We start from the raw sequence: 19,108 nt of genomic DNA, 5'->3' as shown, positions 1-19,108 counted from the left end.
TGCTTCAGGGGCGGCGGACCGTAGGGGCCGGCGGGGACCGCCGAGGTCGCGTCACGGAGCCTCGGGGCGGTCCTCGCCGTACAACCACACGTCCCAGACCTTCTTCAGGTCGTGGCCCGTCTTCCGCTGCGCGTACGCCGTGAAGTCCGCGGTGCTCGCGTTCCCGTACCGGTGGTCGGCGGCCCAGCCGCGCAGCAGGGCGAAGAACTTCTCGTCGCCGACCTCCTGCCGGATCCGGTGCAGCACCATCGCGCCCCGCACGTACACCGGCTCGCCCGAGATGTGCTCCGGTCCGGGCGGGGCCGCCGGTGGGAAGGCGTCCCACTCCGAGTCGGCGGCCGGGTCGACGGAGGTGTCACCGTCGAGGATGGCCTCGAAGCGGCGCTGCGCGGTCGGGCCGCCGTGCTCCTCGGCCCACAGCCACTCGGCGTACGTGGCGAAGCCCTCGTTCAGCCACATGTCCTTCCAGGTCTTCGGCGACACCGAGTTGCCGAACCACTGGTGGGCCACCTCGTGCAGGATGAGGTTCTCGTCGGGCGCCCCGGGATAGACCGGCTTGGTCTGCGTCTCCAGCGCGTACCCGAGGGTGCCGCCCGGCAGCACGATCGTGCCGACGGTGGCGAAGGGGTACGGGCCGAACTTGGCGCTGCCCCACTCCACGATCTCCGGCAGCCGCGCCAGCGCGGGCGCGCTCTTCTGCGCCTCCTCGGGCGTCACCGCGTTGTAGACGGGGATGCCCGAGGGGGTCCGGCCGGTCGTGACGTCGAACTTCCCGATGGCGGCGGTCGCCAGGTAACCGGCCATCGGCTCGGCGCTGTGCCAGGCGAACTCCGTCCGCCCGCCCGCCACGTCCGTACGCGAACGCAACGCGCCGTTGGACACCGCCTCGTACCCCTTCGGGACGGTCAGGGTGATGTCGTAGGTGGCCTTGTCGCCGGGGTGGTGGTTCCCCGGGAACCAGCCCATCGACCCGATCGGCTCCCCGACACCGACCGCCCCGTCAGCCGTCGTGATCCAGCCCTCCTCGGAGCCGTCGGGATCCACCACGGGCTTCGGCCGCCCGGAGTAGTCGATCTCCGTACGGAAGACCTCGCCCTTCTTCAGGTCCTTCGCGGGCCGCACCGTCAGCTCGGTGCCCGACCGGTTGTAGCGGGCCCCGGTGCCCTGCACGTCCACGCCCTCGATCCGCAGACCGCTGAAGTCGAGGTTGAAGGAGCTCAGGCCCTGCTCGGCGCGGGCGGTGATGACGGCCGTGCCGTGCAGGTGCCCGTCGGCAGGGTCGTAGGCGAGGTCGAGGTCGTAGTGCTCGACCTGGTACCCGCCGTTGCCCGCCCGCGGGAAGTACGGGTCGCGGACCCCGGACGCGCCGGGCCGCCCCTGCACCGTGGAGCCCGTACATCCGGTGGCCAGGACGGCGACGGACAGCACGGCTGCGACGGTGGGGGCGGCGAGGCGGGTGAGTCGGGGGTGTTCCACGACTCGATCCTAAGCGCGGGCGCGGAGGCCCGGCCGGGAGCCGTGGACTACTTGTCCAGGGCGTCGACACCGGCCTTGGCGAACTTCTCGTCCAGGTCACCGCTCGGGGCACCGGCCACACCGACGCCGGCGACCGGAGCGCCCTTGAACTGGACCGGGGTGCCACCGCCGAGGAACAGGGTGCCCGGGATGTCCTTCAGGTTCGGGGTCTGCGCGAGGCGGCCCGCGAGGACGGAGGTCGGGGCGTTCCAGGACACGGCGGTGTAGGCCTTGCGCTGCGCGGACTCGTAGGACTGCGGGCCCGCGCCGTCGCCGCGCAGGGTGACGATGGTGTTGCCGTTGCGGTCGACCACCGCGACCGTCACCTTCTGGTTCTCCTTCGCGGCGGCCTGCAGCGCGGCCTGGGCGGCGCGGGACGCGGCTTCGACGGTCAGGTGCGTCGAGGTGGTGAAGTTCTTGTCGTCGCCCTTCTTCGCGGCGGGCGCGGCGGCCTCGGCGGCGGGGGCGGGGGTGGCGCTCGCGCTGACGGCACCGAACGTCCCGGCGCCGAGGGCGAGGGCGAGGGCGGTACCGGTGAGGACGCGGGTGCGGGTGTTCATGTCTGCTCCTGGTGGTGGGAGGGGCGGGCGCCGGCCGGCGCGTTCCCCGCTGTTCCAAGACTCGGCCCGGAACCGCCCCCACCCCGTCGCCGTACCGGCTCCCGACGGCCACCGCACCGGCTGACCCGGGGGTCAACCGATCGGCCGATGCGCCGCCCACCGCGTCCCGGTTCTCCTGATCGGTACCGCCCGACCGGTACCGCTCGGGCGACACGCCGCCGTCCCCGGCCGTGGGGTGCGTGCCGGGCCCCGGGGTCCGGCACGCACCCGGGCCGCCGCCCCGCCGGGGCGCGCCCGCCCCGTCATCGGCCCGGCCGGGGCGGGGGCAAGATGGACACCACCCCCAGCCCCAGGAGCCCCGCCGTGAGCCACCTCCCGCGGCCGCACCCCGCCACCGGTGCCGATCCGGACACCCGCACCCTGGCCGCCGTCATGCACGCGGCGTTCTTCCTGCTCCTCGGCGCGTCGGTGGCCCGGTTCCTCCTGCGCCACCCCGGCGAGCCCCGCACCCCCTGGGTCCTCGCCCTCAGCATCGCGCTGTCCCTGCTGTACGTACTCGGCCCCGTCGTCGGAGCCACCCGCCCGCCCGGCCCCCTCGACCGCGACACCGCGACCCGCACCGGCACCGCCGCCCGCGGGCCCGGCTCCGGGCCGCGGGCCACCGGCCCCACCGTGCGGCGGCGGATCTGGCTCGGCCTGGTCGTCGCGACCTGGGTGGTGCTGGTCGTCCTCGCGCCGAGCTTCGCCTGGTGCGCCGTACCGCTGTTCTTCACCGCGCTGCGCACCCTCCCCCCGCGCGCCGCGATCGTCCTGGTGGCCCTGCTCACGGTGTTCGTCGTCGCCGCGCAGGTGCGGCTGTCCACCGACTTCGACCCGAACCTGTTCCTCGCCCCGCCCGCCGTCGCCGCGCTCGCCACCGCCGTCTTCGTCCACATGGAGCGCCAGACGCAGGCCCAGCGCGCGCTCATCGACGACCTGATCCGGACCCGTCGGGAGCTGGCCGCCACCGAACGCCGCGAGGGCACCCTCGCCGAGCGGCAGCGGCTGTCCATGGAGATCCACGACACCCTGGCGCAGCACCTGTCCAGCCAGCAGATGCTGCTCCAGGCCGCCGACCGCACCTGGGAGAGCGACCCGGGCACCGCCCGCGCGCACGTCCGTACCGCCACCGGCATCGCCGCGCGCGGCCTGGCCGAGGCACGTCGCCTCGTGCACGACCTGGCCCCGCCCGAGCTGGAGAACGGCGCCGGTCTCGCCGACGCCCTGCGCGCCCTGGACGCCGGCCCGGACATCGCCGTCCGCTTCCACCTGGAGGGCACCGCGGCGGCGCTCCCGGACCGCGCCGAATCGGCGCTCCTGCGCATCGCCCAGGGCGCCCTGTCCAACATCCGCGAGCACTCCGGCGCGCGGACGGCGGCCCTCACCCTGAGCTTCCTCGGCGACCAGGTCGTCCTGGACATCGCCGACGACGGCGACGGTTTCACGGAGCCGCGCAGCGCCGGCCCCGACCGCGGCCACGGCCTCCCGGCGATCCGCGCCCGCGTGCGCCAGCTCGGCGGGACCCTCACCATCGAATCGACCCCGGGCGAGGGCACCGTCCTCTCGGCCTCGATCCCCCTGGAGCCCACAGGATGACGACGATCCTCCTCTGCGACGACCACGTCGTGGTCCGCGCCGGCCTGCTCGCCCTGCTCGGCAGCGAACCGGACATCGAGGTGCTCGGCGAAGCCGGCAGCGGCGAGGAGGCGGTGGCGCTGGCTGCGAAACTCCGCCCGGACGTCGTCCTGATGGACCTCCAGCTGGGCGAGGGCATCGACGGCGTCGAAGCCACGCGCCGCGTCACGGCCCTGCCCGACCCCCCGCACGTCCTGGTCCTCACCACCTACGACACGGACGCCGACATCACCCGGGCCATCGGCGCGGGCGCCACCGGCTACCTCCTCAAGGCGGAACGGCCGGAAGAGCTGTTCGCCGCCATCCACTCGGCGGCGGCGGGCCGTACGACGCTCTCCGCGCCGGTCGCGAGCCGCGTGATGGCACACATGCGCGGCTCCCGCCCCACCCTGACGGACCGGGAGCTGGACATCCTGGGGCAGCTGGCCCGCGGCCTCGGCAACCGCGACATCGCCCGCGCCCTGTTCATCAGCGAGGCCACCGTCAAGACCCACCTGGGCCGCATCTACGACAAGCTCGGCGTCGACACCCGCGCGGGCGCCGTGGCGGTGGCCAAGGAACAGCGCCTCCTCCCGTCCTGAACGGGGCAGGGTTCCAGGGGCACCCGCGCGGACCCGACGCGCCCCTCCCCGGGCCCTGCCCCGGGCCCTGTCCGCCCGCCCCGTCCGCTCGCCCCGCTCCGGGCCCCGCCCGCCCGCCCCGCCTCACCCCCGGCCCCTTGCCGGCGCCGCCCCGTCCGCGCCGGCGTTCCCCGGGCGGCCCGGGTCGCCACCGCGCGGACGCCCGTCAGCCTCCGCGGACCCCGCCCGGGCGCCGGGGCGGCGCGGGCCGTGACACCATCGGGTACGTGCTCGACATCGGCTACTCCCTCTCCCGGCGCTTCCCGGACCCCCCGCAGACCGACTACCGGTCGGCGGACATCCGTACCCTGCGCCACGACCTCTTCTGCGGTGACGTCTACCTCGCCGACACCGACAAGGACCGGGAAGTGTCCACAGCCTGGGGATGGGTTCCCGTCCTGGACTTCGCCTGGGCACTCTGCGACATCGTCGAGAAGCTCGACGAGGACCCGCGCGGCAGCCGCTCCGCGAACCGCCAGTACGCGGAGCTCGACTTCACCGAGTCCGCCGACCGGATGCTCTTCGAGCGCCGCTTCGGCTGGGTCGACATCGAAGCCGACTGGATGGCACCCGAGGAGGACCCGATCACCTTCAGCCACCGCCTGCTGCGCCGCGAGGCCCGCGACTTCCTGCACGACCTGATCGCCGACCTCGTCGACATGCACGACGGCCTCGCCGACAACCCGGCCATCTGGACCCTCCAGGCCCGCTTCCCCCGCGTCCCGGCCTAAGGGGCTGTCCCGTCGGTCGAACTCCTGTCCGCCCCGGCCCCTACCCCACCACCCGCAGCCCCAGCTGCGCCGCCAGCGCCGGGGCGAGGTCGAGCAGCTGCGCGGGGCTGACGACCGCTCCGGCCAGGGCGTCCACCCCGCGCGCGATGCCCAGTTCGGCGGCGTCCCGCAGGTCCACGTCCTTCATCCGGACCCCGCTGAAGTCCGCCCCGCGGAGCGTGCAGTCACGGAACCCGACCCGTTCCAGGACCGCACCCCCGAAGTCCGGTTCCACGAGCACGCAGCTCTCGAACACCACGTCCTTGAGCCGCGCCTTCCGCAGGTTCAGGTAGTCGATCTTCCCGCCCCGGACGAGGACCCGTTCCAGCACCGCCCCGTGCAGCTGCACCCCGCCCAGCCGGGCGTCCAGCACTTCCACGTCCCGCAACGAGGCCTCCGACAGATCGGTGCCCACGCCCCGGACGCCGTCCAGCACCGCGTCCATGAACCGCGCCTTCGCCAGCCCGGCCTCGTCGAGCGCGCACCGCCGCAGCGCGCAGTCCATGAACCGCGCGCCGAACCCCTCCTGGCCCGCCAGGTCGAGGTCGGCGAACTCCAGCCCGTCGTAGTCCCCGTCCGGCTCCAACGGACCACCGCCCCACGCCGCCAGACCCGGCAGCCTCACCTCCGGCCGCCGCGCCGCCTTCACCGTCCCGTGCTGCTGCCCACCACTGCGTGCCATCCCCCCATCCTGACCCACCCCACCGACAGCCGCCCGAACCTCCCGGGCCCGCCCGCGGCTCCCCCGAGCACCTGCTCACCGGTGGGCCCACCACGTGGCGCCCGCGCCGACGGCGATGCTCACGAGAGTGACCGGCAGCATTCGTTCCCGCTGAGAGCGGAGGGTGGACGATCGCCGGCGCCATGGTCGAATCCGACCCGGAGCGCTATGGCGGTACGTCGGGCATGCGGGCCGCTCTGACGCTGGAGCTCGTGCTCAGCGCGATCGTGCTGGGTGAGGACGCCACCGAGCTACGAACTCGGCTGGTGGAACCGGCCACCTCGTCCTCCATCAACGATGCAACTCCTGGAGTCGTACTGCACAGAATCCTCTGCATGCGCTCGGGAACCTGATCCGTTCAGGTTCCCGGGGCCGCGCATCTGCCGCCCGGAAGCAGGGCCCTGTTTGCGTCCGGCCTGAGAATCATCGCGAATCAAGCAGGACAGGGACGCCGTGCCCACCCCATCCTTTTCAGGACTTGTCCGCTGGTGGGAGGGGAACGGCAATGGCACGGCGACTCCGGTTCATCGGTACCAACTCCGGCAACGACGGATGCCCGACCCTGTACGAGGACCTGGACACCGGGGAGGTACTGGTTCAGGGCGACGCCGTGACCGACCCCCACGACGTGGCACAGCTCCGGAACGTCAAGGACGGGGAGGGGTTCGTGGTCGTCCCACGCGTGCTCCTGGCCGACTTCGCCCCGAGGGACGTGGAGAGGACGCCCGTGCTGATCGGCTTCGAGGAGTTCGCCGGGATGTTCCGGACCTTCGCGCACACGGCCTGGCGTCTGGAGACCCGGCGCCGCTACCAGTCCGACGAGGAGACCGAGACGTACCAGCGGTTCGTCCGGGGCGAGGAGGCCGGCTGGGACCTGAACGACCCCTGGTGCGTGTCCCGGCGTGAGCAATCCGCCCTGGGCAAGCGCTTCGAGCGGGTACGGATCGCCGACAACCCGCCCACCCCCGGTCAGCGCTACCTCCTCGACAACGCCCGCCGCAACAGCGCGGTCGGCGAGGACATCCGCAACCTGTGGCGCTCCGAGGCCGAAGCACTCCAACTCCCCGAGGAAGACTTCTGGCTCTTCGACTCCCGGGTCATCGCCCGCCTCCACTTCGATGACGACGACGTGATGACCGGCGTCGAGCTGGTCACGGACCCCGTCGAGGTGGCCCGCGCGTGCCAAGTCCGGGACGCCGCGTGGCATCACGCCGTCCCGTACGACGCCTTCGCGCAGCAGGTGCCGTCCGCCGAGTGAGCACCGACTTCCAACAAGCACGGGTCGCCCTCGGTGCGCGGCTGCGCGAGCTGCGCACCGATCGGCGGCTCACCGGCCGCCAGTTGGCGGTCCTGCTCGGCTGGACCCAGTCCAAGATCAGCAAGCTGGAGACCGGCCGCCAGACCGCCACGACGGACGACCTACTGGCGTGGGCGCAAGCCACCGACCATCCGGAGGCGACGCAGGAGCTGATCACCCGGCTCCGGAGCCTTGAGTCCCGGTCCCGCGCGTGGCGCAGACAGCTCGCCGCGGGCCACAAGCCGGTCCAGGACACGCTGACGGCCGAGTACGAACGTACGAGGACGTTCCACGTCTGGCAGGGCTCGACGGTCGTGGGCATGCTCCAGACCGCCGAGTACGCCCGCCACGTCTTCACCCGCTACGCCGATCTCCATCAGTCCGTCCGAGACACCGAGGAGGCTGTACGGGCCCGCGTGAAGCGCCAGGAGATGCTCTACGAGCCGGGGCGCTCGTTCCACATCGTGATGTGGGAGGCCGCGCTCCACGCCCTCGTGTGCCCTCCTTCCGTACTGGCCGCCCAGCTCGACCGCCTGGCGGGCGTTCTCGGGCTGGACACCGTCTCGCTGGGCATCGTCCCGTTCGGCGCCTCCCTGAAGATCCCGCCGGCCAACGGCTTCTGGCTCTACGACGACCGCCTGGTGATCGCGGAGGACTGGCACGCGGAACTCTGGCTGGACGACGCGGACAGCGTGGGCGTGTACCGGAAGGTCTGGCACGCACTCTCCGACTCCGCGGTCTACGGGGCGGACGCCCACCGCGTGATCGCCCGCGCCCGGCGGGCTCTCGACACCGCCTGAGAATCCACCGGAAGATCACGGATCAGCCCGAGAATTCCGGCGAATCAGGCCCCGCAGCCCCTGGCGACCGGCCCTAGCGTCCCTCTCATGGACAGCTCGCACGAACTGGAGACAGTGACCCCGAGCACGGTCGTGGAGTCGCTGCGCGAATGGCTGATGGCCACTGGAATCGTTCTCCCCTCCCTCGGCATCGACCCGGCACCGCCCGGCCCGGGTCTGGTGAGACCGGGCGGTGTCCGCCCCGACGTCGCCATGAAGCCGGCGCACGTCGTGAAGCGGGGGCACGCATGACCACTCGCGACGCCCACGAAGGGCGTACGGAGCCCGGCCGGGTGCAGTTCGAGGGCCCGGACCTGAGCCCCGGCAACGCCTTGAAGTGGCGTCCGTGCGAGTGCGGCCGACCGGTCTGTCCCGACTACCGCCCGGCCACCGGCAGCACCCGGCGGCTGAACGCCAAGGTGGCCGAAGCGAACCGGCGGAGTCAGGGGACGGCGCTGTGAGGGCCCCGCCGGAGCCGCCCCCCGAGTCCTGGGACGACGTAGCGGCCCAACTCCACGACCTCCGGGAGTGCGGCGAATGGGCCGCACAGCTCTCCCGCCACCTGAGTCCGGGAGGTCCCCTTCTGGAGTTCCTGGCAGAGGCCGGAGAACGGCAGATGCAGGCCCGACCGGAGCGCACCTCCGGTGCTCTCACCGCAGGGTCCGACTGACCCCACCCACACACTCCGCCCCGGTTACCGATCCACAGACCGGCCGGGGCGGCCCACAGCACCACTCACCCCTCACGAGAAGGAGCACGTTCATGGGCGGACAGCACGGCGGAGGTACTGGCTCGGGTCAGGGCGGAAGCCAGCAGGACGACGGCCAGTCGGGCGCCGGTCACGGCGGAGGCGGCTCGGAGGGCCAGGACTCCGGTCACAGCGACACGAAGGGCAGCGGCACCAAGTGACCGAACGCGCCACGACGGAGGCCGGCCCCCAAGGATTGGCCTCCCGGCTCATGGACACCGGGGCCCTGACCTCCGACTGGCTCCCCGCCTACCAATCCGTACTCCGGGAGTCGTTCGTCCCGGACGTGATCTGGCCCGGAGTCGGCCCGGCCGACGGCGGACCGGTGGCGGCCATCGACCGCCGAACGGACCCGGAGGCGTGGTTCCGCGCGGTCTACTCGGACACCTCTCTGACCACCCAGTGGGACGACGGCAACCACACCGGACCCGACCGGGGCTCCATCCCGACGTGCAGCAACTCCCAGCCCGCCATGGTGTTCTCCATGCTGGCGGCCCTCGACGTGCAGCCTGGAGCCAAAGTCCTGGAAGTAGGCACGGGCACCGGCTGGAACGCGGCTCTGCTCTCCGAACGGGTCGGTTCCGAGAACGTGACCACCATCGAGTTCGATCCGGAGAACGCATCCACGGCCCGAGCCCGCCTTGACGCCACCGGCTACCACCCGGTGGCCGTCGTCGGAGACGGATCCCAGGGCCGGCCGGGGCGCGCCCCGTACGACCGAGTGCTGATCACGGCCTCCCTCCGGGAGGTCCCGGCGGAGATCATCAGGCAGACTCGGCCCGGCGGTGTCATCGTCTGTCCGTACGCCACGGAGTACGGCGGGGAGGCCGTGGTTCGGCTGACCGTCCAGGAGGACGGGAGTGCGTCCGGTACGTTCGTCGGCTCCTCCGCCTTCATGCGGCTCCGGCAGCACCGCACCTACCGCACGCACGTGAAGACGTACCTGGGCGGGAAGCCATGGCCGGCCGACGGCCGCCGCACGACGGCCTCCCTCTCCCCGGAGGACGTGGCCGACTGGCTCCCCATGTTCGCCATCGGACTCCAGACGCAGGGGATGTTCCCGTACCCGGAGAGACTCGACGCCCGCAGCTACACGCTCTGGCTCCGCGACACCCACGTCACGTCCTGGGCATCGATCGACTTCGTACCCGGCGCGGAGCAGTTCGAGGTCTACCAATCCGGCCCACGAGAGCTGTGGAGCGAACTCGGAGCGGCCCACGCCTGGTGGAACGGCCAGGGCCGCCCCGGGTTCGAGCGGTTCGGCCTCACCGTGAACCCTGACGGAACCTCCCGGGCCTGGCTGGACTCCCCGGAGCACCCGGTCCCGGCCATCGGGTAGCCGGACAGCCACGCCGCCCGGGGCCGTCTCCTCACGGCCCCGGGCGGGCGCACGGCGGCTACTCCGCCCCGCTGCCCAGCGCGCGGAGCGCGTCGTCCGTCAGCCGGTACACCGACCACTCGTCCTGCGGGCGGGCGCCCAGGGACTCGTAGAACGCGATCGTCGGCGCGTTCCACTTCAGCACCGACCACTCCAGCCGCGCGTACCTGCGCTCCACGCACGTCCGCGCCAACTCCGCGAGCAGCGCCTTGCCGTGGCCGCCGCCGCGCGCGGAGGGACGTACGTACAGGTCCTCCAGGTAGATGCCGTGGACCCCGCGCCACGTCGAGAAGCTGAGGAACCACACGGCGAAACCGACGGGCTCCCCGTCCGCCCCCTCCGCGATGTGCGCGAAGGCCGCCGGCCGCTCCCCGAAGAGGGCCTCGCGCAACTGTTCCTCCGACGCGCGCGCCTCGTGCGGGACCTTCTCGTACTCGGCGAGCTCGCGGATCATGCTGCGGATGACGGGAACATCGGCGATTTCGGCATCACGGATCATGCGGTCACCCTAGGTCGCCCACGCCCGCGCCCGCCCCGACGGAGACCCGGCAGGCGGCAGGCGGCAGACCGGCAGGCCCGGCAGCCGCGCCCACGCCCGCGCCCGCTCCGACGGAGACCCGGCAGGCGGCAGGCCGCAGGCCGGCACGCCCGGCAGCCACCGGCACACCCCTCACCTCTCACCCCTCCCCGCGGCCCAGCAGCGAACGCGCCACCAGCACCTCCCGCTCCGGGAGTTCGTCCTCGCCGTCCTCCACCTCCCAGAGGGAGTTCTGCAGCACCCGCCCCAACGTCCAGGCGAGCGCCCGCCCGCGGTCGAGGCCGATCGCCTCCGTCAGCAGGTCGAAGCGCCACCGCACTTCCTCCGCGCGGAAGTTGTTCACGATCGACGGCAGCAACTCGAAGCCGGGATCCCCCGCCAGCGGCTTCGGGTCGATCGCCAGCCACGGTCCGCGGCCGCCCGCACCACCCGTACGGCCGGCCAGGACGTTGTCGTAGTGCAGGTCCCAGTGCAGCAACCGGTCGCCCGGCTCGTCCGCCACCTCCGCGACCGCGGCCGCGCAGTCCAACAGCAGCCGCCGTTCGAGCGGATCGGCCAGTTGGGCCGCCGCCCGCGGCGCCCCGTCCAGCATCCGCGCCACGATCCCGTCCAGGCCGCGCAGCCCCTCGGGAGCCGGTACGGACGTCAGCCGTGCCAGGAGTTCGCCGATCACCCCCACCGCCGCCCGGGAGTCCCGCTCGGCGAGCGCCGACAGGTGCCGTCGCTCGTCCAGGCGCTCCAACAGCATCGTCCCCGTGGGCACGTCGTGCTCCCAGAGCTCCACGCAGCCCCGTCCGGCCCACGTCCGCAGCGCGAGGGGCTCGCCCTCGCTCTCCTCGTCCGGCACCAGCAGCTTCAGCGCCGCCGGGGTGCCGTCCGCCCGCTCCACCGGGAGCACCAGCGCCGTCGCCCCGTACATCCCGGGCCCGGTGCGGCGCAGCTCCCACCGCTCCAGGAACCCGGCCGCCCGCGCGGGCAGCCCCTCGATGAACTCCCGTCCCGCCACGCCGTCGTCGCGCAGCCGGGCCGCCGCGAACCCTTCCGGAATCTCCACCATGCGCCGACCCTAGGCCGCGCCGCCGGCCTCCCGCCCGACCGGCGTGACACCGCCCGCCCCGCGCCACGGCCCGACGCCCGGCCCGCGCCCCCGCCACGGCTCACGTGCCGATGCCGGCCGCCCCCAGCGTCCGCGCGAAGGCCGCCGCGTCGAACATGGACCCGTCCTTCGCACCGACCGGCTTCGCGTCGACCAGCACCGCCGGGGTCCCCTGCATGCCCGTCGCCTCGAAGGCCTTCTCCGCCTCGCCCACCCACCCCGTGTACGAGCCCTGCTCGACCGAACGGTCGAAGTCCGGCCCGCGCAGCCCCGGCACCCGGTCCGCGATGCGCAGCAGCAGTTCGTCGGTGAACGCCCCCTTCGGTTGGCTCGCGAAGACCGCCGCCTGGTACTCGGCGAACTTCCCCGCGTCCACCGAGGCCCGCAACGCGTTCACCGCCTTGACGGAGCCGCTCGCCCCGTCCCGGTCGAGGAAGGAGGCCAGCAGGTACTCGATCCGCACCTTGCCCTCGTCGGCCAGCCCCAGCAGCGTCTCGCCACCGGCCGCCTCGAACTTCGCGCAGTACCCGCACCGCGGATCCACCAGCACCTGTACGGTGCGCGGCGCGTCCGCCCGGCCCACGACCACCTTCGCCCCGTCGACCGCGGCGGGCAGCTTCGCGAGCCGCTCCGCCATCGGGCTGGTCCGTACGACGCCGGTGGCGGCGGTCCCGTCGCCACCGGAACCGCCCCCGCCGCCGCAGCCGGCCACCGCCGTACCCAGCAGGGCAGCGGCGGCGACCGCCGACACGAACCTTCCCGCTCGCCCCGCGCCTCGTATGCCCACGCCCGAACCCTCTCCACTCCGAAACCCCGCACCGGACCGCGCCCCCACCGGCACCACCGGGTACCCGTCGCCCACTCGCGAGGCGAACGCGACACCGGATCACCGGATCACCGGATCACCGGATCACCCTGGGCCACAAACAACACCAAACTCCACAAACCCCCCACCGCACCCTACGACCCCCGCCACCCCACCCGCATGGGTCATTCGGCCCGGAAACACGTCCCGAACCACGACATCCGGCCCCTGGACACCCCACCGGCACCCCGTGTACCAACTCCCCCATGACGATCAACGGCGGCATTTCCTTCTGGTACGCGACGGACACCACCGCTCCCCAACCGGCCCGCGCCCCCCTCACCCGCGACGCCACGGCCGACGTCGTCATCGTCGGCGGCGGCTACACCGGCCTGTGGACGGCCTACTACCTGAAGTCGTCCGCGCCCGACCTCCGCGTCACCGTCCTGGAGCAGAAGTTCTGCGGCTACGGCGCCTCCGGCCGCAACGGCGGCTGGCTCTACAACGGCATCGCCGGCCGCGACCGGTACGCCGAACTCCACGGCCACCAGGCCGCCCTCCGGCTCCAGCACGCCATGAACGACACCGTCACCGAGGTCATCGACGTCGCCGCCAAGGAGCACATCGAGGCCGACATCCACCGCGGCGGCGTCCTCGAAGTCGCCCGCAGCCCCGCGCAGCTCGCCCGCCTGCGCGCCTTCCACACCGCCGAACTCGGCTTCGGCGAGACCGACCGCGAGTTCCACGACGCCCCCGCCACCCGGACCCGCGTCGACATCGCCGACGCCGTCGGCTCCAGTTGGACCCCGCACGGCGCCCGGATCCACCCCCTGAAGCTGGTCAAGGGCCTCGCCGCCGCCTGCGAACGCCTGGGGGTCGTCATCCACGAGTCGACACCCGTCACCGAGATCGCGCCGCGCCGCGCCGTCACCCCGTACGGCACGGTCCGCGCCCCCTTCGTGCTGCGCTGCACCGAGGGCTTCACCGCGGCCCTCAAGGGCCAGAAGCGCACCTGGCTCCCGATGAACTCCTCGATGATCGCCACGGCCCCGCTCCCGGCGGATGTCTGGGACTCGCTCGGCTGGTCGGGACGCGAGGTGATCGGCGACATGGCCCACGCGTACATGTACGCCCAGCGCACCGCCGACGACCGCATCGCGATCGGCGGTCGCGGGGTCCCCTACCGCTACGGCTCGCGCACGGACCACGACGGCCGCACCCAGCCGGCCACGATCACCGCCCTGACCTCGCTCCTGACGTCCTTCTTCCCCCAGCTCACCGGCACGGAGATCACCCACGCCTGGTCGGGCGTCCTCGGCGTGCCCCGCGACTGGTGCGCCACCGTCTCCCTGGACCGCACCACGGGCCTCGGCCTGGCCGGCGGCTACGTCGGCTCCGGCGTCGCCACCGCCAACCTCGCCGCCCGCACCCTGCGCGACCTGGTCCTGGAGAACCCGACGGACCTGACCTCGCTCCCGTGGGTCAACCACCGCGTCCGCCGCTGGGAGCCGGAGCCCTTCCGCTGGCTCGGCGTCCAGGCCCTGTACGCCGCCTACCGCGAGGCGGACCGCCGGGAGACGGCCACCCACCGCCCCACCACGACCCCCCTGGCCCACCTGGCCGACCGCATCTCGGGCCGCCACTGAGGGCACGCGAAAGGCCCCGGGTGATCACCCGGGGCCTTTCGTCCTGCACCAATTCCCTCGGCCGGAAACCTCTGACCTGGGACGGGGCCCCCTGTCGGATTCGAACCGACGACCTACGCATTACAAGTGCGTTGCTCTGGCCGGACTGAGCTAAGGGGGCAGGGCCGCACTCACTCTACACAGCAGCCGAATCCCCGAGCCATCGCCTTTCCGGCGGCGCCGAACGGCCCGCGGCCGTCGGTCGGGGCCCGCGGAGAAGGTGGCCCGGGCCGCCGCCCGTCGGCGAAGTCACCGCACGTGGGTGCTGACAGGGAGCGGTTCGCCGGGTAGCGTCGGGCGCAGTCCAGCACACTGGACTAGACCTTCCACTCGGATCGTCCGGCACGTTCCTGCCGGTAGAAGGGATTCATCACCATGGCTTCTGTCACTTTCGACAAGGCGACCCGTCTGTACCCCGGCGGCGACAAGCCCGCCGTCGACCAGCTGGAGCTGGAGATCGAGGACGGCGAGTTCCTCGTCCTCGTCGGCCCCTCCGGCTGCGGCAAGTCCACCTCCCTGCGCATGCTCGCGGGCCTGGAGGACGTCAACGGCGGCGCCATCCGCATCGGTGACCGCGACGTCACGCACCTGCCGCCCAAGGACCGGGACATCGCGATGGTGTTCCAGAACTACGCGCTGTACCCGCACATGACCGTCGCCGACAACATGGGCTTCGCGCTCAAGATCGCCGGCGAGGACAAGGCGACCATCCGCCGCAAGGTCGAGGACGCGGCGAAGATGCTCGACCTCACCACCTACCTCGACCGCAAGCCGAAGGCCCTCTCCGGCGGCCAGCGCCAGCGCGTCGCCATGGGCCGCGCCATCGTCCGCAAGCCGCAGGTGTTCCTCATGGACGAGCCGCTGTCGAACCTCGACGCCAAGCTCCGCGTGTCGACCCGTACGCAGATCGCCGCCCTCCAGCGCGACCTCGGCATCACCACGGTCTACGTCACCCACGACCAGGTCGAGGCCATGACCATGGGCGACCGCGTCGCGGTGCTCAAGGACGGTCTGCTCCAGCAGGTCGACACCCCCCGCAACATGTACGACCGTCCCGCGAACCTGTTCGTCGCCGGGTTCATCGGCTCCCCCGCCATGAACCTCGTCGAGGTGCCGATCGCCGACGGCGGCGTGAAGTTCGGCGACAGCATCGTCCCGGTGTCGCGCGAGGCGCTGTCCGCCGCCGCCGACGCGGGTGACCGCACCGTCACGGTCGGCGTGCGCCCGGAGCACTTCGACATCGGCGACACGGGCGGCCTGACCATCACCGTGAACGTCGTCGAGGAACTCGGCGCCGACGGCTACGTCTACGGCAGCGCCGCGGTCGGCGCCGACAAGGCGAAGGACGTCGTCGTCCGCGTCGGCGGCCGCCAGGTCCCGGAGAAGGGCTCGACGCTGCACGTGGTGCCGCGCGCCGACGAGATCCACGTCTTCTCGACGTCCTCGGGCGCCCGCCTCTCCGGCTGACACCCGCCGCGGGAACCGCGACCCGAAGGGGCGCCCCATCAAGGGGCGCCCCTTCTTCGGTAGTTGTCACCGCCCCGACGCCAACCCCGCGCCAAACCCCGGCAGACCGGGCCATTCGGCCGCATCCGTCAACCCCATATTCGAAAAACCACGTCGAACCATCCCCCGACAGGGTGACTAAATGTCGCCAAATCTTCACCGAGCGCTACTCTCGCCCTCGTGACCCACACTGCCCGCCGTATCGGCCGTTCCCTCGCCCTGGTCCTGCCCGTCGTCCTGGTCCTGTCCGGGACCCTCGCGGTCACGATGGTCCCCTGGGCGGACAACACCCCTTCCCAGATCCTCACCGCCTCCGCCGAGGACGTGTCCGTCCCCGCGAAGCCGCGCGCCGCCCAGGACCTCCTGCGCGACAAGTTGCTCAGCGAGCTCCAGCAGGGCCAGGAGCCGGGCGCCGTCCTCACGCACCTCCAGCAGGAGGTGGACCGCCGGCCGTCGCTCGCCGCGCACTGCGTGGGCATCGCGCGCGCCCTGGGCCGGGCCGCCGTGGACGCGTACGGGCCCACGAAGGCCCAGTCCTTCGCACGCCCCGTCTGCGACACCTCGTACGCGACGGGCGTCGCCTCGATGGGCTGACACCCCCTCCGGCGCCTTCCTCGACACCTCCGCCGCGCCTGCCACCGCCGGGGCAGGGGCCGTCCCTACGCTGACGGCCATGAGCGACGTTCCCCCCGCACCTCCCCGATCCACCGACCTCGCGGCCGCGTTCCCGGCCTCACCCACCCAGGCGGTCGTCCTGGCGGGCGGCCAGGGTTCGCGGCTGCGGCCGTACACGGACGACCGGCCGAAGCCGATGGTCGAGATCCCCGGTACGGGGCTGCCGATCATCGGGCACCAACTCGCCTGGCTGGCGGCGGAGGGGGTCACCGACGCCGTCGTGTCCTGCGGGCACCTCGCGCAGGTGCTCCAGGAGTGGCTGGCGCGGGCGGAGTTGCCGCTACGGGTGACCACCGTCGTCGAGGAGGAGCCGCTGGGACGCGGCGGCGGCCTCAAGTACGCCGCCCGCGGGCTGCCGCACGCCGACCGCCCCTGGTACGCCACGAACGGCGACGTGTGGACCCGGTTCCCGCTGCGCGACATGGCCGCCTTCCACGCCGAACGCGGCGCCGTGGCCACCCTGGCGCTCGCCCGGCCGCGGATCCCGTGGGGGGTCGTGGAGACCAACGAATACGGGCAGGTGCTCGACTTCATCGAGGCGCCGCCGTCGCCCTATCCGGTCAACGCCGGGGTGTACGTCTTCTCCCCCGAATTCACGGCGCTGCTGCCCGACTTGGGCGACCACGAGCGGACGACGTTCCCGCGCCTGGCCCGCGAACGCCGCCTCGCGGGCTATCCGCTGCCCCAGGGGGCCTACTGGCGGGCGATCGACACCGCGAAGGACCTCACCGAGGCCGCGCGCGAGCTGGCCGCCCAGACGGCCTCCTGAGCCCCCGTACACCCCGCCCGCCGCCTCCCCCAACTCGGGCCGCGCCCATGGCCCGTACGCGCCCGCGCCGAAGGCACCCCACCCGCACGCCGAAGGGCCCGGCACGCTCCTCGCGCACCGGGCCCTTCGAAATCCGAACCTTCCGAACCACCGAACCGCCGAACCGCCGACCTCTCCGAACCCGCCCGGCCCTCCGGAGCCGCCCGGGCGAACCGGACCGTCAGCCCAGCAGTCCGCCCACCAACCCCGGCTTCTTCGTCGGGGTGTCGCCGCCACCGCTGCCGCTCTCGGGGCGGTTCCCCGAGGACGTGGACGGCGGCTTCTGCGGGCTGGACTGCTTCGGGGTGCTGCTGCGCGGCGTCTGCCCGCTGCCGGTGCCACCGCCCTTGGTGGCGGAAGGGGTTCCGGCGCCCGTACCGGCGCTCTCGCGCGGCGGTGCGCTGCCGGCGCCGCTCCGGGCCGGCTTCGAGGGCGCCACCGACGGCGCCGCGGACGGCGACGACGCCTGCTTCGAGGGCTGCTGCTGCCCGCGCACCGGCTCGGACTGCTTGACCGAGGCCTTCGGCAGGGGCGTGCCCGGCAGGTAGTTGCTCGGGGCCTGACCCGGTCCCGGCACGGTGACGACGGTGGAGGACCGTACGGCCCCGCCGAGCAGGGAGCCGACGAGCAGGGTGAGCCCGCACACGACGGTGGCCATGACGGCCCCGCGCCGCAGCACCCGGCGCCGCAGCCGCCAGATCTCCGAACGCGGTCCCAGCGTGCGCCAGGCCTCGCCCGCGAGGCGTCCGTCCAGGGAGTAGACGGGCGCGCCCGCGATGATCAGCGGGCTCCAGGCGGCCAGGTAGATGATGTCGGGTGCGTCGTAGGCGGGGACGGTCTTCCAACTCACCGTCATCAGCAGCGCCGCGGACAGCAGCGCCCCGATGCAGGCGGCGAACCGCTGCCACAGCCCGAAGACCGTCAGGACGCCCACGATCACCTGGAGGAACGCCACGGTCAGCCCCGCGCCGACCGGGTGCGCGAGCGCGAAGTCGCGCAGCGGCTCGGCCAGCGCCCAGGGGTGCAGCGTCTGGAGCCAGGTGACCATGGAGCCGCGTTCGCCGCCGTCGAAGTAGACGGGGTCGCACAGCTTGCCCATGCCGGCGTAGATGCAGATGAACCCGAGGAAGACGCGCAGCGGGAGCAGCACCACGCCGAGGTTCATCCGGCGGCCGGGGTAGTAGGAGGCCTGGCCGCGGGCGTCGCCGGCCCGACGGGACTCGCCGTCCGGTTCGCCGCCGGGGTGCTGCGGCGCGTACTGGCCGCGCGGCAGGTCCCGTACGGCGGCCAGGGGGCGGGTCTCGTCGGGGTCCCCGTAGCTGCGCTGGCCGATGACGGTCGGCGTGGCGAGGGTGTCCTCGGCGAGGTCGTGGGCCAGGTCCACGCGCGGGATGACCTGGGTGGCGCCGCCGTCGTCGTGGCCGCGGCCGGACTCCCGTACGGCCTGGAGGAGGCCGCCCGTCGCGGCGGCGTCGCCGGGGGCGGACCTGCCGCTCCACACGACGGGCGCCCGGCGGCGGGTGGCTCCGGCGGCGGCGACCGCGGCGACGCCGAGGACGGGCGCGCGGCCGGGGGCATTCGCGGGCTTGGAACGCGCGCTCGGGCTCGGTGCGAGCCGCACGCGGAAGCTGGCGTGGTTGACGATGACCTGTGCGGGGTCGCACGGCACCTTGACCATGCTCAGCGCGGGCTGGTCGTCGAACCCTGACGTTCTGGTGTCCACACTCATCTAACCGAGTGATCAGTGTTTAGGACACTGCCTTGACATCAGGGATCTGTCCGAGACCCGTCAAGATCAAGTCGCCCCGCCCGGATCGGGCGGGGCGACACGCTCACGGGTCACGTTCCGTGAGCCAAGTGGATCAAGCCGGGC

The 19,108-nt window shown here is 73.0% G+C and carries 21 protein-coding genes and 1 tRNA gene; 14 read left to right on the top strand and 8 right to left on the bottom strand.

Annotation, left to right across the window (positions count from 1 at the left end):
* Window positions 1–51: 51 nt before the first annotated feature.
* A complete protein-coding gene (locus tag ACZ58N_RS21685) occupies window positions 52–1,476 on the bottom strand; it encodes a M1 family metallopeptidase (RefSeq protein WP_471162257.1) in 1,425 nt (474 codons plus the stop codon).
* A 47-nt stretch (window positions 1,477–1,523) separates the two neighbouring features.
* Complete coding sequence (locus ACZ58N_RS21680) at window positions 1,524–2,075, bottom strand: GlcG/HbpS family heme-binding protein (RefSeq protein WP_471162254.1); 552 nt, start codon at window positions 2,073–2,075, stop codon at window positions 1,524–1,526.
* A gap of 432 nt (window positions 2,076–2,507) precedes the next feature.
* Between ACZ58N_RS21680 and ACZ58N_RS21675 the strand changes: the two genes are divergently transcribed.
* The 3 genes from ACZ58N_RS21675 (at window position 2,508) to ACZ58N_RS21665 (ending at window position 5,100) form a co-directional block, all read left to right on the top strand.
* Window positions 2,508–3,710 carry a sensor histidine kinase gene (locus tag ACZ58N_RS21675; RefSeq protein ID WP_471162613.1) on the top strand — a complete coding sequence of 401 codons (1,203 nt, stop codon included), beginning with the start codon at window positions 2,508–2,510 and terminating at the stop codon, window positions 3,708–3,710.
* Window positions 3,707–4,330 (top strand): response regulator, encoded by a 624-nt coding sequence (locus ACZ58N_RS21670; protein ID WP_471162252.1) that lies wholly within the window; start codon window positions 3,707–3,709, stop codon window positions 4,328–4,330. The genes ACZ58N_RS21675 and ACZ58N_RS21670 overlap by 4 nt, the downstream gene beginning before the upstream one ends.
* A gap of 266 nt (window positions 4,331–4,596) precedes the next feature.
* Window positions 4,597–5,100 (top strand): hypothetical protein, encoded by a 504-nt coding sequence (locus ACZ58N_RS21665; RefSeq protein WP_471162249.1) that lies wholly within the window; start codon window positions 4,597–4,599, stop codon window positions 5,098–5,100.
* Window positions 5,101–5,140: 40 nt separating this feature from the next.
* Here the strand turns inward: ACZ58N_RS21665 and ACZ58N_RS21660 are convergent, their stop codons facing one another.
* Window positions 5,141–5,821 carry a pentapeptide repeat-containing protein gene (locus ACZ58N_RS21660; protein WP_471162246.1) on the bottom strand — a complete coding sequence of 227 codons (681 nt, stop codon included), beginning with the start codon at window positions 5,819–5,821 and terminating at the stop codon, window positions 5,141–5,143.
* A gap of 182 nt (window positions 5,822–6,003) precedes the next feature.
* On the opposite strand from ACZ58N_RS21660, the gene ACZ58N_RS21655 reads away from it, so the two are divergent.
* From ACZ58N_RS21655 to ACZ58N_RS21625, 7 genes are all read left to right on the top strand, one after another.
* Window positions 6,004–6,213, top strand: a complete 210-nt coding sequence (locus ACZ58N_RS21655) for a hypothetical protein (RefSeq protein WP_471162243.1) — start codon at window positions 6,004–6,006, stop codon at window positions 6,211–6,213.
* Window positions 6,214–6,365: 152 nt separating this feature from the next.
* Window positions 6,366–7,118, top strand: a complete 753-nt coding sequence (locus tag ACZ58N_RS21650; protein ID WP_471162240.1) for a DUF6879 family protein — start codon at window positions 6,366–6,368, stop codon at window positions 7,116–7,118.
* Entirely contained in the window at window positions 7,115–7,957 is an 843-nt protein-coding gene (locus ACZ58N_RS21645; protein ID WP_471162237.1) for a helix-turn-helix domain-containing protein, read from the top strand. Before ACZ58N_RS21650 ends, ACZ58N_RS21645 begins: the two co-directional genes overlap by 4 nt.
* Window positions 7,958–8,044: 87 nt before the next feature.
* Window positions 8,045–8,248 carry a hypothetical protein gene (locus tag ACZ58N_RS21640; RefSeq protein ID WP_471162234.1) on the top strand — a complete coding sequence of 68 codons (204 nt, stop codon included), beginning with the start codon at window positions 8,045–8,047 and terminating at the stop codon, window positions 8,246–8,248.
* Window positions 8,245–8,457 carry a hypothetical protein gene (locus tag ACZ58N_RS21635; RefSeq protein ID WP_471162232.1) on the top strand — a complete coding sequence of 71 codons (213 nt, stop codon included), beginning with the start codon at window positions 8,245–8,247 and terminating at the stop codon, window positions 8,455–8,457. Before ACZ58N_RS21640 ends, ACZ58N_RS21635 begins: the two co-directional genes overlap by 4 nt.
* 301 nt (window positions 8,458–8,758) lie before the next feature.
* Entirely contained in the window at window positions 8,759–8,905 is a 147-nt protein-coding gene (locus ACZ58N_RS21630; protein WP_190344470.1) for a hypothetical protein, read from the top strand.
* A 50-nt stretch (window positions 8,906–8,955) separates the two neighbouring features.
* Complete coding sequence (locus tag ACZ58N_RS21625) at window positions 8,956–10,083, top strand: methyltransferase domain-containing protein (protein WP_471162230.1); 1,128 nt, start codon at window positions 8,956–8,958, stop codon at window positions 10,081–10,083.
* A 58-nt stretch (window positions 10,084–10,141) separates the two neighbouring features.
* Here the strand turns inward: ACZ58N_RS21625 and ACZ58N_RS21620 are convergent, their stop codons facing one another.
* From ACZ58N_RS21620 to ACZ58N_RS21610, 3 genes are all read right to left on the bottom strand, one after another.
* Window positions 10,142–10,621 (bottom strand): GNAT family N-acetyltransferase, encoded by a 480-nt coding sequence (locus ACZ58N_RS21620; protein ID WP_471162227.1) that lies wholly within the window; start codon window positions 10,619–10,621, stop codon window positions 10,142–10,144.
* 178 nt (window positions 10,622–10,799) lie between these two features.
* Window positions 10,800–11,717, bottom strand: a complete 918-nt coding sequence (locus tag ACZ58N_RS21615; protein ID WP_471162225.1) for an aminoglycoside phosphotransferase family protein — start codon at window positions 11,715–11,717, stop codon at window positions 10,800–10,802.
* A gap of 100 nt (window positions 11,718–11,817) precedes the next feature.
* The gene (locus ACZ58N_RS21610; protein WP_471162222.1) at window positions 11,818–12,507 is read right to left on the bottom strand and encodes a DsbA family protein; all 690 of its coding nucleotides are present in this window, start codon (window positions 12,505–12,507) and stop codon (window positions 11,818–11,820) included.
* A 320-nt stretch (window positions 12,508–12,827) separates the two neighbouring features.
* On the opposite strand from ACZ58N_RS21610, the gene ACZ58N_RS21605 reads away from it, so the two are divergent.
* A complete protein-coding gene (locus tag ACZ58N_RS21605; protein WP_471162220.1) occupies window positions 12,828–14,207 on the top strand; it encodes an NAD(P)/FAD-dependent oxidoreductase in 1,380 nt (459 codons plus the stop codon).
* 85 nt (window positions 14,208–14,292) lie between these two features.
* On the opposite strand, the gene ACZ58N_RS21600 is transcribed toward ACZ58N_RS21605, so the two are convergent.
* Window positions 14,293–14,367, bottom strand: a tRNA-Thr gene (locus tag ACZ58N_RS21600).
* 254 nt (window positions 14,368–14,621) lie between these two features.
* Here ACZ58N_RS21600 and ACZ58N_RS21595 point away from each other — a divergent pair.
* The 3 genes from ACZ58N_RS21595 (at window position 14,622) to ACZ58N_RS21585 (ending at window position 17,196) form a co-directional block, all read left to right on the top strand.
* Window positions 14,622–15,713, top strand: a complete 1,092-nt coding sequence (locus ACZ58N_RS21595; RefSeq protein WP_471162218.1) for an ABC transporter ATP-binding protein — start codon at window positions 14,622–14,624, stop codon at window positions 15,711–15,713.
* A gap of 219 nt (window positions 15,714–15,932) precedes the next feature.
* Entirely contained in the window at window positions 15,933–16,346 is a 414-nt protein-coding gene (locus ACZ58N_RS21590; protein ID WP_281203635.1) for a hypothetical protein, read from the top strand.
* Window positions 16,347–16,425: 79 nt separating this feature from the next.
* Entirely contained in the window at window positions 16,426–17,196 is a 771-nt protein-coding gene (locus tag ACZ58N_RS21585; protein WP_471162216.1) for a nucleotidyltransferase family protein, read from the top strand.
* 220 nt (window positions 17,197–17,416) lie between these two features.
* Here the strand turns inward: ACZ58N_RS21585 and ACZ58N_RS21580 are convergent, their stop codons facing one another.
* A complete protein-coding gene (locus ACZ58N_RS21580) occupies window positions 17,417–18,964 on the bottom strand; it encodes a DoxX family protein (protein WP_471162214.1) in 1,548 nt (515 codons plus the stop codon).
* Between the last annotated feature and the right edge of the window lie 144 nt (window positions 18,965–19,108).

This window comes from Streptomyces sp. NPDC040432 (genome assembly GCF_055595445.1).
Note: the sequence above shows the minus strand (reverse complement) of the source record. Positions and strands in the feature narration are given on the sequence as shown.